At 59.2% G+C, this 13,858-nt stretch carries 15 protein-coding genes; 8 read left to right on the top strand and 7 right to left on the bottom strand.

Going from position 1 to position 13,858, the window contains the following annotated elements:
- Positions 1 to 41: 41 nt before the first annotated feature.
- Positions 42 to 836, bottom strand: coding sequence for a dienelactone hydrolase family protein (locus AABC73_RS21950; RefSeq protein ID WP_341520939.1), 795 nt, complete (start codon positions 834 to 836; stop codon positions 42 to 44).
- 205 nt (positions 837 to 1,041) lie between these two features.
- Between AABC73_RS21950 and AABC73_RS21945 the strand changes: the two genes are divergently transcribed.
- From AABC73_RS21945 to AABC73_RS21925, 5 genes are all read left to right on the top strand, one after another.
- The gene (locus AABC73_RS21945) at positions 1,042 to 1,476 is read left to right on the top strand and encodes a hypothetical protein (protein ID WP_341520938.1); all 435 of its coding nucleotides are present in this window, start codon (positions 1,042 to 1,044) and stop codon (positions 1,474 to 1,476) included.
- Positions 1,477 to 1,558: 82 nt separating this feature from the next.
- Positions 1,559 to 2,236 (top strand): response regulator transcription factor, encoded by a 678-nt coding sequence (locus AABC73_RS21940; protein ID WP_331150307.1) that lies wholly within the window; start codon positions 1,559 to 1,561, stop codon positions 2,234 to 2,236.
- Entirely contained in the window at positions 2,233 to 3,570 is a 1,338-nt protein-coding gene (locus AABC73_RS21935) for an ATP-binding protein (RefSeq protein WP_341520937.1), read from the top strand. The genes AABC73_RS21940 and AABC73_RS21935 overlap by 4 nt, the downstream gene beginning before the upstream one ends.
- A gap of 653 nt (positions 3,571 to 4,223) precedes the next feature.
- Entirely contained in the window at positions 4,224 to 5,582 is a 1,359-nt protein-coding gene (locus tag AABC73_RS21930; RefSeq protein WP_341520936.1) for a dicarboxylate/amino acid:cation symporter, read from the top strand.
- A gap of 117 nt (positions 5,583 to 5,699) precedes the next feature.
- Positions 5,700 to 6,881, top strand: coding sequence for a CaiB/BaiF CoA-transferase family protein (locus AABC73_RS21925; RefSeq protein WP_341520935.1), 1,182 nt, complete (start codon positions 5,700 to 5,702; stop codon positions 6,879 to 6,881).
- A gap of 114 nt (positions 6,882 to 6,995) precedes the next feature.
- Here AABC73_RS21925 and AABC73_RS21920 read toward each other — a convergent pair whose 3' ends face one another.
- Together AABC73_RS21920 and AABC73_RS21915 are read right to left on the bottom strand one after the other, a co-directional pair.
- Positions 6,996 to 7,490, bottom strand: coding sequence for a SprT family zinc-dependent metalloprotease (locus AABC73_RS21920; protein ID WP_341520934.1), 495 nt, complete (start codon positions 7,488 to 7,490; stop codon positions 6,996 to 6,998).
- A 218-nt stretch (positions 7,491 to 7,708) separates the two neighbouring features.
- A complete protein-coding gene (locus tag AABC73_RS21915) occupies positions 7,709 to 8,311 on the bottom strand; it encodes a Yip1 family protein (protein WP_341520933.1) in 603 nt (200 codons plus the stop codon).
- Between the two features lie 336 nt (positions 8,312 to 8,647).
- Here AABC73_RS21915 and ttcA point away from each other — a divergent pair, with 336 nt between their 5' ends.
- The 3 genes from ttcA to AABC73_RS21900 all read left to right on the top strand — a co-directional run bounded on the left by ttcA (position 8,648) and on the right by AABC73_RS21900 (position 10,222).
- On the top strand, positions 8,648 to 9,472 hold the full coding sequence (gene ttcA / locus AABC73_RS21910) for a tRNA 2-thiocytidine(32) synthetase TtcA (protein ID WP_341520932.1): 825 nt from the start codon (positions 8,648 to 8,650) through the stop codon (positions 9,470 to 9,472).
- A 100-nt stretch (positions 9,473 to 9,572) separates the two neighbouring features.
- Positions 9,573 to 9,863 (top strand): type II toxin-antitoxin system ParD family antitoxin, encoded by a 291-nt coding sequence (locus tag AABC73_RS21905; RefSeq protein ID WP_341520931.1) that lies wholly within the window; start codon positions 9,573 to 9,575, stop codon positions 9,861 to 9,863.
- A 2-nt stretch (positions 9,864 to 9,865) separates the two neighbouring features.
- Positions 9,866 to 10,222: a type II toxin-antitoxin system RelE/ParE family toxin gene (locus AABC73_RS21900; RefSeq protein WP_341520930.1), complete on the top strand. Its 357-nt coding sequence runs from the start codon at positions 9,866 to 9,868 to the stop codon at positions 10,220 to 10,222.
- A gap of 74 nt (positions 10,223 to 10,296) precedes the next feature.
- On the opposite strand, the gene AABC73_RS21895 is transcribed toward AABC73_RS21900, so the two are convergent.
- From AABC73_RS21895 to AABC73_RS21880, 4 genes are all read right to left on the bottom strand, one after another.
- Complete coding sequence (locus tag AABC73_RS21895) at positions 10,297 to 11,214, bottom strand: dihydrodipicolinate synthase family protein (protein WP_341520929.1); 918 nt, start codon at positions 11,212 to 11,214, stop codon at positions 10,297 to 10,299.
- Between the two features lie 213 nt (positions 11,215 to 11,427).
- On the bottom strand, positions 11,428 to 12,465 hold the full coding sequence (locus tag AABC73_RS21890; protein WP_341520928.1) for a proline racemase family protein: 1,038 nt from the start codon (positions 12,463 to 12,465) through the stop codon (positions 11,428 to 11,430).
- 15 nt (positions 12,466 to 12,480) lie between these two features.
- The gene (locus AABC73_RS21885; protein ID WP_341520927.1) at positions 12,481 to 13,203 is read right to left on the bottom strand and encodes an amino acid ABC transporter ATP-binding protein; all 723 of its coding nucleotides are present in this window, start codon (positions 13,201 to 13,203) and stop codon (positions 12,481 to 12,483) included.
- Positions 13,196 to 13,846: an amino acid ABC transporter permease gene (locus tag AABC73_RS21880; RefSeq protein ID WP_341520926.1), complete on the bottom strand. Its 651-nt coding sequence runs from the start codon at positions 13,844 to 13,846 to the stop codon at positions 13,196 to 13,198. Before AABC73_RS21880 ends, AABC73_RS21885 begins: the two co-directional genes overlap by 8 nt.
- Positions 13,847 to 13,858 lie beyond the last annotated feature (12 nt).

Genomic DNA, 13,858 nt, shown 5'->3' with positions numbered 1-13,858 from the left:
AGCTCGCTCCCACAAATATCGCTCCCATTTTGTTATGGACTTTAAACCCCAAACACCCGTTTCAAAAACACTTGCATATCCGTCCACGAACTCTGATCGGCCGCCTTGTTGTAGCCGATGTCCGGCCCGCCGTGGTCACCGTGGCTGAGGCGGTCGGCATCGGGGTTGGTGAAGCCGTGTTTGGCGCCTTCTATGCTGACGAACTTGTAGTCGGCGCCGGCCTTGTCCATTTCGTTCTTGAATGCCGCGACGTTTTCCGGGGTGACCATGCTGTCCTTGGCGCCGTGCTCTACCAGCATTGGCACTTTCACGCTGCCGGGTGTGGCGGGCGTGTCGGTGACCAGCGCGCCGTGGAAGCTGACCACGCCAGCCAGCGCTTCACCGCGACGGGCGGCGTCGAGGACGATCTTGCCGCCGAAGCAGTAGCCGATGGCGGCGACCTTGTCCGGGTTGGTCTGCGGCTGTTTTTTCAGTTGTTCAAGCCCGGCATCGAAGCGCTGGGCGGCGGCCTTGCTGTCCTTGAGCGCTGCCTGCATGAAGGCCATGGCGTCCTTGGGGTGCTCGGTATTCTTGCCTTCGCCATACATATCGATGGCCATGGCGCTGTAACCCAGCGCGGCCAGTTGACGGGCGCGATGCTTGGCGTAGTCGTTCAGCCCCCACCATTCGTGGACGACAATGATGCCGGGGCGCTGGCCTTTGATGGCGTCGTCGTATGCGTAATAACCCACCAGCTTCGTGCCGTCGGCGCTTTGATAGTCGACCTGCCGGGTCTTGATTTCCGCCTGGGCCAGGCTTGCCAGGCCCATCATCAGTAATGCAATCCAGAAACGCATGATCAGCTCCTTCTCTTGATAAGCGCGGTGGCGCGGGATGATGGGCAAGCCTAGTCGATTGTGCCCGTCGGTGTGGCAGTCGATGCGGTAGATATTTATTCAGCGGCCGTTCAGAACCTATGCGAGGGTGTTCAGGGTCGGTTCAGGGCGCCGGGATTAGTCTGAACCCGTACTCAGACAGCGCGATGCGCGAGCGGAGGTGACTATGCTGACATTCAACAAGTTTTTCCTGGCCCTGGCTTTTCTCGGTGGAAGTGCGGCTGCGCAAGCCGCCGATGGCGCGCTGGAACTGACACCGCCGCCGCCGGGCAAGACCAGCGAGCGCTTGGATCGAACCGAGAGCGAGCTGCGTCACGGGACGAGCAATGGGTGGAGCCAGGGCTTGAGCCAGCAGAATGCCGATCATCCGCATGCAAGCCAGCCGTATTATTCGGTCGCTAATCAAAATCTTTCCGGCACGCATAATGGCCTGCCGGTCGCGCAGGAAAACCTGTCGGGGCATTACGACCTCAGCTTGGCGCAGGTTGGCAGTACTAATCTGTTCAGGGCTGGCACAATCGGCCCAAGTGATTCGGTTCAGGCATCGACGAGTTTGACCGGCAGCCCGCAAGACTGGCTGCCGACCCAGTACCGGTTGTGAGGCACAGATCAGGCCTGCGGGAGATCCGACCCTCCCGAATTGAAATTTCATCAAATTGAGCTGGCATGCCCAGGAGAGCGTCATGAAGTTGTTGGTGGTTGAGGATGAGGCCTTGTTGCGGCATCACTTGCTGACCCGGCTGACCGAGTCCGGTCACGTGGTCGAGGCGGTGGCCAATGCTGAAGAGGCGCTTTATCAGGCCGGACAGTTCAATCACGACCTCGCAGTGATCGACCTTGGCCTGCCCGGAATGGGCGGTCTGGACCTGATTCGCCAGTTGCGCGCCCAGGGCAAGGCGTTTCCGATCCTGATCCTGACCGCGAGGGGCAACTGGCAGGACAAGGTTGAAGGCCTGGCGGCGGGCGCGGACGACTACGTGGTCAAGCCGTTCCAGTTCGAAGAGCTGGAAGCACGTCTCAATGCGCTGCTGCGGCGCTCCAGCGGTTTCATTCAAGCGACGATTGTCGCCGGGCCGTTATTGCTAGATCTCAACCGCAAACAGGCGTGCATGGACGAGCAGCCGCTGGCGCTGACCGCCTATGAATACCGGATTCTCGAATACCTGATGCGCCATCATCAACAAGTGGTGCCCAAAGAGCGCTTGATGGAGCAGCTGTACCCCGATGATGAAGAGCGCGATCCCAATGTGATCGAGGTACTGGTCGGCCGCCTGCGCCGCAAAATCGAAGGGGCCAATGCTTTCAAGCCTATCGAAACCGTGCGCGGGCTGGGTTACCTGTTTTCCGAGCGCTGTAAATGATTCGTTCGCTGCACCTGCGGCTGCTGATCGGTGCCGCGACCCTGGCGGTGATTTTCATGCTGTTGATGCTGCCTGCCCTGCAAGGCGCTTTCAGCCTGGCATTGCGCGGCTCTATCGAGCAGCGCCTGGCGTCGGATGTCACAACGCTGATTTCCGCCGCGCGGGTCGAAGACGGGCGCCTGTTGATGCCATCGGTGCTGCCGGGCGAGCAGTTCAATCTGCCGTCCAGCCGTCTGTTGGGTTACATCTATAACCGCCAGGGCCAACTGGTCTGGCGTTCGCTGGCCACTGAAGACGAATTCATCGATTACCAGCCGCGTTATGACGGCAATGGCAGCGAGTTCGCCAAGATCAAAGAGCCCAACGGCGAAGAATTCTTCGTATATGACGTCGAAATCAAGTTGCTCGGCGGTCGGAATGCCGCGTTCAGCATCGTCGCCTTGCAACCGGTGCGCGAATATCAGGAAACCGTGGCGGCGCTGCGGGAAAAACTTTATCTGGGCTTCGGCGCTGCCTTGTTGGTCTTGTTGGCGCTGCTCTGGATCGGCTTGACCTGGGGCTTGCGCGCGTTGCGCGGCTTGAGTCAGGAACTCGATCAGGTGGAGTCCGGCGCGCGGGACAGCCTGAGTGAAAATCATCCCAGCGAACTGTTGCGGCTTACCGGCTCGTTGAACCGTCTGCTGCTCAGCGAGCGCGAGCAGCGCATCCGTTATCGCGATTCCCTCGGCGATCTGGCCCATAGCCTGAAAACCCCGTTGGCGGTATTGCAGGGTGTCAGCGAAACCATGGCCAAACGCCCGGAAGATCTGGAGCAGGCGCGCGTTCTGCAATCGCAGATCGAGCGTATGAGCCAGCAGATCGGTTATCAATTGCAACGCGCCAGCCTGCGCAAGAGCGGGCTGGTGCGTCATCACGTAGCCTTGCGGCCGGTGGTTGAAAGCCTGTGCAACACGCTGGAAAAGGTCTATCGCGACAAGCAGGTCAAAGTCACGCTGGATCTGCCTGAAGAGTGTGTGGTGCCCATGGAGCAGGGCGCCTTGCTGGAAATGCTCGGCAATCTGCTGGAAAACGCCTATCGCCTGTGCCTGAGTGAAGTGCGGGTCAGTCTGCGTTCCGGTGAAAATGGCGAGGAGTTGTGTGTCGAAGACGACGGCCCGGGCGTACCCACAAGCCAACGCGAGCGCATTCTGCAACGGGGCGAGCGTCTGGATCGACAGAACCCTGGGCAGGGCATCGGTCTGGCGGTAGTCAAGGACATCATCGAAAGCTATAGCGCGCGTCTGACCCTGGAGGATTCGCCGTTGGGCGGCGCGGCGTTCAGGATTCACTTCTGAATTTCCCAGGCACTGTCTTGATTCTCATCGATCCCGTACAGACTGTGTGAAAACTACTGCAGGCTGGGCGACCTTCGGCGCTACGCACACAATACTGCGTTAAAAACAGGCGGAAAATGCTCATTTAGAACACCTAGACTCCGCTTTTCCGCCTGTTTTTGCCTTGTCTTGCCTTCGCTCGTGACGTTTTCACACAGTCTGCGTAGGACCGGCTTTAGCCGGGAGGAGGCCGGTACATTCGCAGCGGTTGCGTCGTCAGACCTTGCGCCCTCCCGGCTAAAGCCGGTCCTCCGGATCCTCTGTTGGTCTCACGTCGGGTTTTGTGCACCTGCTCATCGCTTCGCCAACAAGTTGGCTCCTACGAAAAAATCCCCATGAGGCGGATACCCGCCACCGCTGCCGATAATTTCCGGCTTATAGGCGGAAAACCGCCACGCTAATCGCGGCTCGGAAAGTCCATTGCGCAGCAACCCCCCGCATCCACTGCTTCTGCGCCGCTTTTGCGGAACTGGCACGCACCTTGCGATATGTGCGGTAGAGGTCTGCCCCGTGCAGCTCGCCAAAACAAATCCCTCCAGTTGCAGGAGGGTTAGCTCGTTAGGTGCCGCGTGCGTCAGTTGGATGATGCCGACGACACTCTTGAGGACTTCAACATGACGACTCGTCAGCCCCTGTATAAATCCCTGTACTTCCAGGTGATCGTAGCAATCGTGATCGGCGTTCTGATCGGCCACTTCTATCCGGAAACCGGCAAGGCCCTCAAGCCGCTGGGCGACGGTTTCATCAAACTGATCAAGATGGTCATTGCCCCAATCATCTTCTGCACCGTGGTCAGCGGTATCGCTGGTATGCAGAACATGAAGTCGGTCGGCAAGACTGGCGGTTACGCGCTGCTTTATTTCGAAGTCGTTTCTACTATTGCCTTGCTGATCGGTCTGGTCGTGGTCAACGTTATTCAGCCGGGCGCCGGCATGAACATCGATGTCAGCACGCTTGATGCCTCGAAAATCGCCGCTTATGTAACAGCCGGTAAAGACCAGAGCATCGTTGGCTTCATCCTTAACGTGATTCCGAACACCATTGTCGGTGCCTTCGCCAACGGCGACATCCTGCAAGTATTGATGTTCTCGGTGATCTTCGGCTTCGCGCTGCATCGCCTGGGTGCCTACGGCAAGCCGGTCCTGGACTTCATCGATCGCTTCGCTCACGTGATGTTCAACATCATCAACATGATCATGAAGCTGGCGCCACTGGGTGCTTTCGGCGCCATGGCGTTCACTATCGGCGCCTACGGTGTGAGCTCGCTGGTGCAGCTGGGTCAATTGATGATCTGCTTCTACATCACCTGCGTGTTGTTTGTACTGGTTGTGCTGGGCGGTATCGCTCGCGCTCACGGTTTCAACATCATCAAGCTGATCCGCTATATCCGTGAAGAGCTGCTGATCGTGCTGGGTACTTCCTCTTCGGAATCGGCACTGCCACGCATGCTGATCAAGATGGAACGCCTGGGTGCGAAGAAGTCGGTAGTAGGTCTGGTAATCCCGACCGGCTACTCGTTCAACCTGGACGGTACTTCGATCTACCTGACCATGGCGGCCGTCTTCATCGCGCAAGCGACCAACACCCACATGGACATCACGCACCAGATCACCCTGCTGTTGGTGTTGCTGCTGTCGTCCAAAGGTGCTGCTGGCGTGACTGGTAGCGGCTTTATCGTACTGGCTGCAACCCTGTCGGCTGTTGGTCACCTGCCGGTTGCCGGTCTGGCGCTGATCCTGGGTATCGACCGCTTCATGTCTGAAGCGCGGGCGCTGACCAACCTGGTCGGCAACGCTGTTGCTACGCTGGTGGTTGCCAAGTGGGTCGGCGAACTCGACAACGACAAGCTGCAATCGGAGCTGATCTCTGGCGGCCGTAGCATCGACAACACCGGTCCGGTAGACGATCTGGGCGTAGCAGAATTGGCTCCTGAGCCGCTGACTCGCCCTATCCCGACCCGTACACCTGTCTAAGGGATCGCGTCGCACCAAAAACCCATCTTCGGATGGGTTTTTTTATTCCTGCGATTGCCCGGCTGGATCTTCAACGGGGCTACGCTGAACGCACCTCAGTCTTGCCAAGGAGCGTTCATGCAAGGTCCGCTGTCGTCACTCAAAGTGCTGGATTTTTCAACCCTGCTGCCAGGGCCGTTCGCTTCGCTGTTGCTGGCGGACATGGGTGCCGAGGTGCTGCGCATCGAATCGCCGACCCGCCCCGATCTGCTGCGCCTCCTGCCGCCGCATGATCAAGGCACGGCCGCCAGCCACGCTTGGCTGAACCGCAACAAACGCAGTCTGGCGCTGGACCTGAAACAGCCCGCCGCGCGGGAGGTGATCAGGCGTCTGGTGCTGGATTACGACATCGTCCTGGAACAATTCCGCCCCGGCGTGATGGATCGGCTGGGGATCGGTTACGAAGCTCTCAAGGCGCTCAACCCACGCCTGATCTACGTCGCGATTACCGGTTATGGCCAGACCGGGCCGTATCGCGACAGAGCAGGGCATGACATCAATTACCTGGCGCTGGCCGGCGTTGCCAGCTACACCGGGCGACGTGAAAGCGGGCCGCTGCCGCTGGGTATTCAGGCGGCAGACGTGGCGGGCGGTTCGCTGCATGGCGTGATCGGTCTGCTGGCCGCCGTGGTCGCGCGCGCGCAAACCGGGCTGGGGCAATACGTTGATGTGAGCATGACCGACTGCGCTTTCAGCCTTAACGCAATGGCTGGCGCTGGTTATCTGGCCTGTGGGGTTGAACCTGAACGGGAGAATCAGCTGCTCAACGGCGGCAGCTTTTATGACTACTACCGCAGTCGCGACGGGCGCTGGTTTGCCGTGGGTAGTCTGGAACCGGCGTTCATGCAGGCTTTGTGCGCGGCGCTGGATAGGCCGGAGCTGGCGACGCAAGGCTTGTCTGCTTCGCCAGAGGTCCAGGCCGCGCTGAAAAACGAGCTGAGAATGGAGTTCGAAAAGCGTAGTTTCGCGCAGTTAGAGGCAGACTTTGCACAGATCGATGCCTGTGTCGAACCGGTGCTGAGCCTGTCCGAAGCCGTGCTGCATCCGCAATTACAGGCGCGGGAGCTGGTTACTCAGGTGTCGAAAGAGGATGGCACTACCCAGGCGCAAATCGCCTGTCCCTTGAAGTTCTCGGACGGACTGGCGGGACCCCGCCATATCGGTGCGCAGCTGGGCGCGCACAGCGAAGAGGTGCTGCTGGAGTTGGGGTTTTCCGCTGATGAGGTCGCCGCGATGCGTGATGCGGGCACTGTTTTGTAACGTGTGACTGGTGGGAGCGAGCTTGCTCGCGAAGGCTTTTTTCAAGCCAATACACGCATTGGGTGTACTGGCCTCTTCGCGGGCAAGCCTCGCTCCAACAAAGCGTAAGCTGTGCTACTCCACCCGCGTCTCGCCGCTGAATACCAGCGTCTCCCGACAACTCCGACATAGATAGCGCCGACCTTTCCTGACCAGTTGGTGGCGCTGGGCGGAAAACGGGAAGTCGCTGCCGGCGCAGGGGCAGCGGTAGATGTAGCGGGTTACGCTGCGGCGCTTGATGGCGTAGGTATGGCAGCGATTAGGCGGCAGTTCGTACACGCCGCGCATGATCAGCTGCCATTCTTCGCCATGGGGCTGAATACGATCGCCAAACAGTTGATGGGCAATCAAATGCGCGACTTCGTGAGGCACGGTCTGGCGCAGGAAATCTTCGCTGTTCTCGCGGTACAACTGCGGATTGAAACGCAGCAGGTTTTCGTGCAAATGAGCGACGCCCGCCTTCTGGCCGCGCAGCTTGAGGCTGACCACCGGGCGTTTGAAGGGGCGTTTGAAAAAAGCTTCGGCTTGTTGATAACAGACTTCGACACGGGTATTGATTTGCTCGGCCATGCTTTCTCGATCTCCAGAGAAGCCAAGTATGCCGCAAAGCCGGGCCTAGCCGAAAACCCGAGCTGCTGAATGGTTATAGAACGGGTGGATATTGTGAATGTGGGCAAATACCTTGTAGGACCGGACTTGTCCGGGAAGGCGTCGGTCCGGCCAGCATAATTGCTGCGCCTGCACCGTCCCCTTCCCGGATAAATCCGGTTCCACGATCTTTTCCTGTATCAATTGGTGTATTCCGGCCCTACGCCGATCCCCCACAGCACGACGGTAAAGGCCATGATCGCCACCAGCACCACCAATCCCACGGCCAGTACCGAGCTTGAGAACATGAAGCCTTCGTCAGCCGGTATGCCCATGAAAGTCGGCAGCCCGACGTACAGCAGGTAAACGGTGTAGCAAATGGCCGCCGTGCCGACCAGCATGCCCAGCCACATGTGCGGATAAAGCGCCGCCAGCCCGCCGATGAACAGTGGCGTTGCGGTGTAGGTCGCAAACGCGATGCAGCGCGCCAGGCTCGGCGTGGCGTCGTAGGTGCGGGCCATCCAGTGAATGAAACCACCCATGACGGCGACTCCGGCGAGCATGGCGATGTACGACATGATCGTCATCCACAGCGCGCTTTCATGGGTGAGCATCACCGGTGCTCGATCACCGATCACCCAGCCGATCTGGGTGGTGCCGATATACGCCGAAACCGCGGGGATCGCCGCAAGGATCAGGGTGTGGGTGAGGTACATGTGGCCGATACTTTCTTCCTCTTCGCCACGTATCTGTTGCCATTCTTGATCGGGATGCGTGAACAGTCCCCAGACGTGATGGATCATGCGTGTCACTCCTTCCGCTCGTGTATGCCGTGCCCAACAAGGGCGCCTGCGCAGGGCAAAGCCCTACAGGTACAACCCCGCAGGTAAAAGGCCACAGCCTGAATGGATCAACGGATGCGACCTCTTCAGGCAGTATAGGAAGCTGTGAACGCGGAAAACCGGGTTGCTTAGAGTTATTGGCAATGTCAGGCCCGCTGTTAATAGCCGATGGGTGCCGAATTGCCGTTTGCCTGCCATTAGTCGTCAACGGCGAGCATTCTTTATGCCTGAAATCTTTATGCGTAAAATAGCCGCCTTTGCAGCTTCCCCTCGTCACAGCAACCGGATATCAGCGCCATGGGCACCCTTTCAGTCAATCAGAACAAACTGCAGAAACGCCTGCGCCGCCAGGCCGGTGAAGCCGTGGCCGACTACAAGATGATTGAAGAGGGCGACAAAGTGATGGTCTGCCTGTCCGGCGGCAAGGACAGCTACACCTTGCTTGATGTACTGATGCATTTTCAGAAAGTCGCCCCCGTGCGCTTCGATATCGTCGCCGTGAACATGGACCAGAAGCAGCCCGGATTTCCCGAGCATGTACTGCCGGCTTACCTGAAAACCCTGGGTGTCGAGTACCACATCGTGGAAAAAGACACTTACTCGCTGGTCAAGGAACTGATCCCGGAAGGCAAGACCACCTGTTCACTGTGCTCACGCCTGCGTCGCGGCACGCTGTACACCTTCGCTGACGAAATCGGTGCGACCAAGATGGCCCTCGGTCATCACCGTGATGACATCGTCGAAACCTTCTTCCTCAATATGTTCTTCAACGGCACGCTGAAGGCCATGCCGCCCAAACTGCGTGCCGACGATGGCCGCAACGTGGTGATCCGTCCGCTGGCGTACTGCCATGAGAAAGACATCCAGGCCTATTCCGACTTCAAGAACTTTCCGATCATCCCGTGCAACCTCTGCGGCTCCCAGGAAAACCTCCAGCGCCAGGTGGTCAAGGACATGCTTCAGGACTGGGAACGCAAGACCCCCGGCCGCGTCGACAGCATCTTCCGCAGCTTGCAGAACGTCCAACCCTCACAGCTGGCCGACCGTAATCTGTTCGATTTCAGCAGCCTGCGCATCGATGAGACGGCGGCTTCGCGGTTTGTGAATGTGGTGAATGTCTAGGCAGCCGGGTTGATCGCGACAGAGCCTGTGGGTGAAAAAACTGCGGGATTGGCATAATATGCCAATTTTCCTGCCCGCAATCGCTTCCCAGGAGTAAATCATGGCGACTCGAAATGTTGTCCTCACTGCGCATCAAGAAAAGATCATCAATGATCTGGTGAGTTCCGGCCGCTATCAGAACGCCAGCGAAGTAATGCGCGAAGGTCTGCGTCTGTTGGAGCAGCGTGTCGCGCAGGACACCGCAAAGGTCGAGGCGTTAAGGCACGCCACGTCTCTTGGTCTCATGGATCTTGAAGAGGGCCACTTCTCGGCGGTAGAAAGCGGCGAGCTTGAGCAATTCCTTGAAGCGTTGAGTGTCGAAGCCGCCTCGGTGGTGGGGACCAAGCACTGACCATGTCGCAGTACCGAATTTCAAATGCTGCTCGCACTGACATTGTCGATATTCTTAGGGCCTCGCAGGCCCAGTTCGGCGATGCCGCCCGGCATCGATACCAGATATTGATCCTGACCGCTTTGCAAGAAATCGCTGCATTGCCGCAACGAATCGGAACCGCCGGTCGTGACGATATTGCACCAGGCCTGCGCAGTTACCACCTTACCCACTCGCGTCAGAACGCCAGGCAGTCCCGTTCTTATGTCAAAAAACCACGGCACATCGTTTTCTATCGGGTGGATGACGATGTGATCGACGTGGTCAGGTTGCTTCATGATGCAATGGACGTTCAGCTGCATTTTCCCGAAGAACAGTAAACTGATAGCTCGTCCTGTAGGAGGGAGTAAATCCGCTCCTACAGTCATCGTTCCCAAGGCAACCCGAGTCGCCTTTACAACCCCACCTCAGGCAGCACCGGCATATTCGCCATGGCCGTAGCCATCAAGCCCTCGACGTATTGGCGATCCGCATCCGGCAGGGCCAGGCGGGGTGGGCGGGTCAGGGCGCTGCCGCGTTCCATGATGGCTTCGCAGAGCTTGATGCACTGGACCAGATCCGGGCGGGCGTCCAGGTGCAGCAGCGGCATGAACCACTCATACAGTGCCATGGCTTCGGCGAAGCGCCCGGCTTTGGCCAGACGGAACAGGGTTTCGCCTTCTTTCGGGAAGGCGTTGGACATGCCCGAAACCCAGCCCACCGCGCCCACTGCGACGCTTTCCACCAGCACATCGTCCAGGCCTGCAAACAATATGAAGCGATCACCGACTTCATTGCGCACGTCGATAAAACGATTGGTGTTGCCCGACGAGTCCTTGAAACAGACGATGTTGTCGCAGTCGGCCAGGGAAATCAGGATGTCCGGCGTGACGTCGTTCTTATAAATGGGCGGATTGTTGTAGACCATCATCGGCACGTCGGTGGCGGCAGCTACGGTGCGAAAATGCGCGGCGGTTTCGAACGGCTTGGACGAGTACACCAGCGCTGGCATCAACATGATTCCGTCGGCGCCGGCCTTGGCCACCTGTTTGGCGACTTCGCAGGCGTTGTAGCTGGTGAACTCGGCAATTCCGGAAATTACTGGCACACGCCCGGCCGATGCATCCTTGGCGACTTCCACCAGACTGATTTTTTCGGCAACGCTCAGCGAGGTGTTTTCACCGACGGTGCCGCAAATGACCAGCCCCGAGACGCCATCGCGGACCAGATTGGCAATGACCGTATGAGTCGCTTCCAGATTGACGGAAAAGTCGGCGTTGAATTGCGTGGTGACGGCAGGGAAAACGCCGCTCCAGGATACGTGTTGGCTCATGAGTGACTCCGTTTTGGATGAATGGTATTTCGTATACGTTTAGGGTTAAGCAAATTTTGCCGTTGGAGGGTTGTTGTGGGACCGGCTTTAGCCGGGAGGGCAATTGACGCTCTCGCGTCTCTCGCGACTAAAGTCGCTCCTACGGTCGCTCCTACGGTCGCTCCTACGGTCGCTCCTACGGTCGCTCCTACGGTCGCTCCTACGGTGATCAATTCAAAGCTGCAACCCCACCGGCCAGGTGTCCGACAACTGATAGCCCTCGGGCCAAGGGTCGCTCGGATCCAGCAAATGTTGATGGGTGCCGGTAATCCACGCCCGGCCGGACAGCGCCGGGACGATGGCTGTGCGCCCGGCAACATCGGTGAGGCTGTCGATGCGGCAGTTGAATTGCGAACCGATGATCGACCGCCCGACAAACCGTTCGCCCACCGCCAGCTCGCCTTTGGCATGCAACACCGCCATGCGCGCTGAACAGCCGGTGCCGCACGGCGAACGATCGATCTTGCCGGGGCGAATCACCACGGCGTTGGCGGCAGTGGCGACGCCTTGTTCGTAGTGCAGCGGTGCGGCGATCTGGCAGAAGGAAATGTGTTTCCAGTCCGGATTCAGCGGGTGCTCGAAGCCCAGTTGTTCGTTGGCGGCGAGGGTGATTTTCAGGCCGGTTTCCACCAGATCCTTCGCCTCGTCAGCGGTCAGGGCAAAACCCAGCCTGGTCGAATCGACAATCGCGAAGCTGTCGCCGCCGTAGGCTGTATCGACCTGGACCGAACCGATACCCGGCACTTCGATCCAGGCGCCGAGCTTGTCAGCGAACGACGGCAGGTTGCGCACTTCGACGCTTTGCACTTTGCCGTCCTTGCACTGCGCCACGGCTTCGATCAAACCGCCTGGCGCTTCCAGCACCAGCCGGGTTTCCGGCTCGGTCATCGGCAGAATCCCCGTGTCCAGCAGCACCGTGGCGACGCACAGCGAATTGGAGCCGGACATCGGCGGCACGTCGGCGGGCTCCATGATGATCCAGCCCATCTGCGCCTTGGGATGTTTCGGCGGGACCAGCAGATTCACATGGCGGAATACGCCGCCGCGCGGTTCGTTGAGCATGAAGTTGCGCAGCACATTGTCGCGCTCGATCCAGCGTGACTGCTCCCAGATCGTTTCGCCTGGGGGGGGCGCGACGCCGCCGACGATCACATCGCCGACTTCACCTTCGGCGTGACAGCTGACCACATGAATGACTTTCGATGAACGCATCAGGCGGGCCTCCTGCTAGTTGATGGACTTGAGGAAATCAGCGGTTTCCGGCCGCTGCGGGTTGCCGATGACCTGATCCGGCGTACCGATTTCATGCACCAGGCCGTTGCGGAAAAACGCCACGCGGTCCGACACGTCCCGGGCAAAGCGGATTTCGTGGGTCACCAGAATCATGGTCATGCCGTCTTCGGCGAGCATGCGCATGGTGTCCAGCACTTCGCCCACCAGTTGTGGGTCGAGGGCCGAAGTCGCTTCGTCGAACAGCATGTAATCCGGCGACATGGCCAGCGCCCGGGCAATCGCCATGCGCTGTTGCTGACCACCGGACAGCTTGCCGGGGAATACCTTGAGCTTGTCCGCCAGCCCTACGTGGGTCAGTTGCCGGACCGCCAGTTCCTCGGCTTCGGCCTTGCTTTTGCCCAGCACGGTACGCGGCGCCAGCATCACGTTTTCCAGCACGGTGAGGTGCGGGAAGGCGTTCCACTGCTGGAAGACGATGCCGATCTTCTGCCGCAACTTGTTGATGTCGGTGCCTTTGGCGTGAACCTCGGTGCCATCCACGCGAATGCTGCCGCTTTTGATCGACTCCAGGCCGTTGATGCACATCAGCAGGGTGGATTTGCCCGAGCCCGAGCCGCCGATGATCGACACCACTTCGCCTTTGCTGACGGTCAGGCTCACGCCCTTGATCACTTCAAGTTCGCCGAACGATTTGTGTACGTTGTCGATCTCAATCATTTTCCTGCCACCTTGCTTCCAGTCGGGCGCCGAGGCGGGCAACCACCAGGCTCATCACGTAATAAATCGCGCCGGCGATGCACAACACCAGCAGCGGTTCCTGAATCCGGGTAACGATGGTTTGCGAGGCGCGCAGCAGCTCGACAATGCCGATCCACATCACCAGCGACGTATCCTTCATGACGCCCAGCAGCAGGTTGACCCAGCCGGGAAACGCCACGCGCGTCGCCATGGGCAAAACGATCTGGCGCAAGTCCTGCCAGTAGGTCAAACCCAGCGAGCGGCTGGCGCGGCGCACACTCAACGGCACCGACAACACGCCGCTGCGCACGACCTCGGTGCAATACGCGGTGACATACAGGCCGAGCACCACGCAGGCCACGGCAAAGGCCGACCAGTTCAGGCCGACGATGCTTTTCAATGCATTGAACAACACGAATTGAATCAGCAACGGCACGCTGCGGAATACGTCCAGCAGCCATGCCAGCGGGATCGTCGAACGAGGCAGCAGGGCGCGCAGGAAACCGCAGATCACCCCAGCGATAGTGCCGATGGCCATCGAAGCCAGGGTCAGCAGGATCGTCACTTTCGCGCCGTCCAGCAGGAACAGCATGTCGTTCCAGGTAAAGCTGCTAGTGAACATGTCGATCTCCCC

The sequence above is a fragment of the Pseudomonas sp. G.S.17 genome (assembly GCF_038096165.1).
GTDB lineage: Bacteria > Pseudomonadota > Gammaproteobacteria > Pseudomonadales > Pseudomonadaceae > Aquipseudomonas.
The sequence above is the reverse complement of the archived record's forward strand: the minus strand, read 5'-3'. Positions and strand labels throughout refer to the sequence as shown.

What these genes read in the sequence shown, in the direction of transcription:
- AABC73_RS21950 (WP_341520939.1), bottom strand. Translation starts at nt 836, where the DNA reads ATGCGTTTCTGGATTGCATTACTGATGATGGGCCTGGCAAGCCTGGCC.
- AABC73_RS21945 (WP_341520938.1), top strand. Translation starts at nt 1,042, where the DNA reads ATGCTGACATTCAACAAGTTTTTCCTGGCCCTGGCTTTTCTCGGTGGA.
- AABC73_RS21940 (WP_331150307.1), top strand. Translation starts at nt 1,559, where the DNA reads ATGAAGTTGTTGGTGGTTGAGGATGAGGCCTTGTTGCGGCATCACTTG.
- AABC73_RS21935 (WP_341520937.1), top strand. Translation starts at nt 2,233, where the DNA reads ATGATTCGTTCGCTGCACCTGCGGCTGCTGATCGGTGCCGCGACCCTG.
- AABC73_RS21930 (WP_341520936.1), top strand. Translation starts at nt 4,224, where the DNA reads ATGACGACTCGTCAGCCCCTGTATAAATCCCTGTACTTCCAGGTGATC.
- AABC73_RS21925 (WP_341520935.1), top strand. Translation starts at nt 5,700, where the DNA reads ATGCAAGGTCCGCTGTCGTCACTCAAAGTGCTGGATTTTTCAACCCTG.
- AABC73_RS21920 (WP_341520934.1), bottom strand. Translation starts at nt 7,490, where the DNA reads ATGGCCGAGCAAATCAATACCCGTGTCGAAGTCTGTTATCAACAAGCC.
- AABC73_RS21915 (WP_341520933.1), bottom strand. Translation starts at nt 8,311, where the DNA reads ATGATCCATCACGTCTGGGGACTGTTCACGCATCCCGATCAAGAATGG.
- ttcA (WP_341520932.1), top strand. Translation starts at nt 8,648, where the DNA reads ATGGGCACCCTTTCAGTCAATCAGAACAAACTGCAGAAACGCCTGCGC.
- AABC73_RS21905 (WP_341520931.1), top strand. Translation starts at nt 9,573, where the DNA reads ATGGCGACTCGAAATGTTGTCCTCACTGCGCATCAAGAAAAGATCATC.
- AABC73_RS21900 (WP_341520930.1), top strand. Translation starts at nt 9,866, where the DNA reads ATGTCGCAGTACCGAATTTCAAATGCTGCTCGCACTGACATTGTCGAT.
- AABC73_RS21895 (WP_341520929.1), bottom strand. Translation starts at nt 11,214, where the DNA reads ATGAGCCAACACGTATCCTGGAGCGGCGTTTTCCCTGCCGTCACCACG.
- AABC73_RS21890 (WP_341520928.1), bottom strand. Translation starts at nt 12,465, where the DNA reads ATGCGTTCATCGAAAGTCATTCATGTGGTCAGCTGTCACGCCGAAGGT.
- AABC73_RS21885 (WP_341520927.1), bottom strand. Translation starts at nt 13,203, where the DNA reads ATGATTGAGATCGACAACGTACACAAATCGTTCGGCGAACTTGAAGTG.
- AABC73_RS21880 (WP_341520926.1), bottom strand. Translation starts at nt 13,846, where the DNA reads ATGTTCACTAGCAGCTTTACCTGGAACGACATGCTGTTCCTGCTGGAC.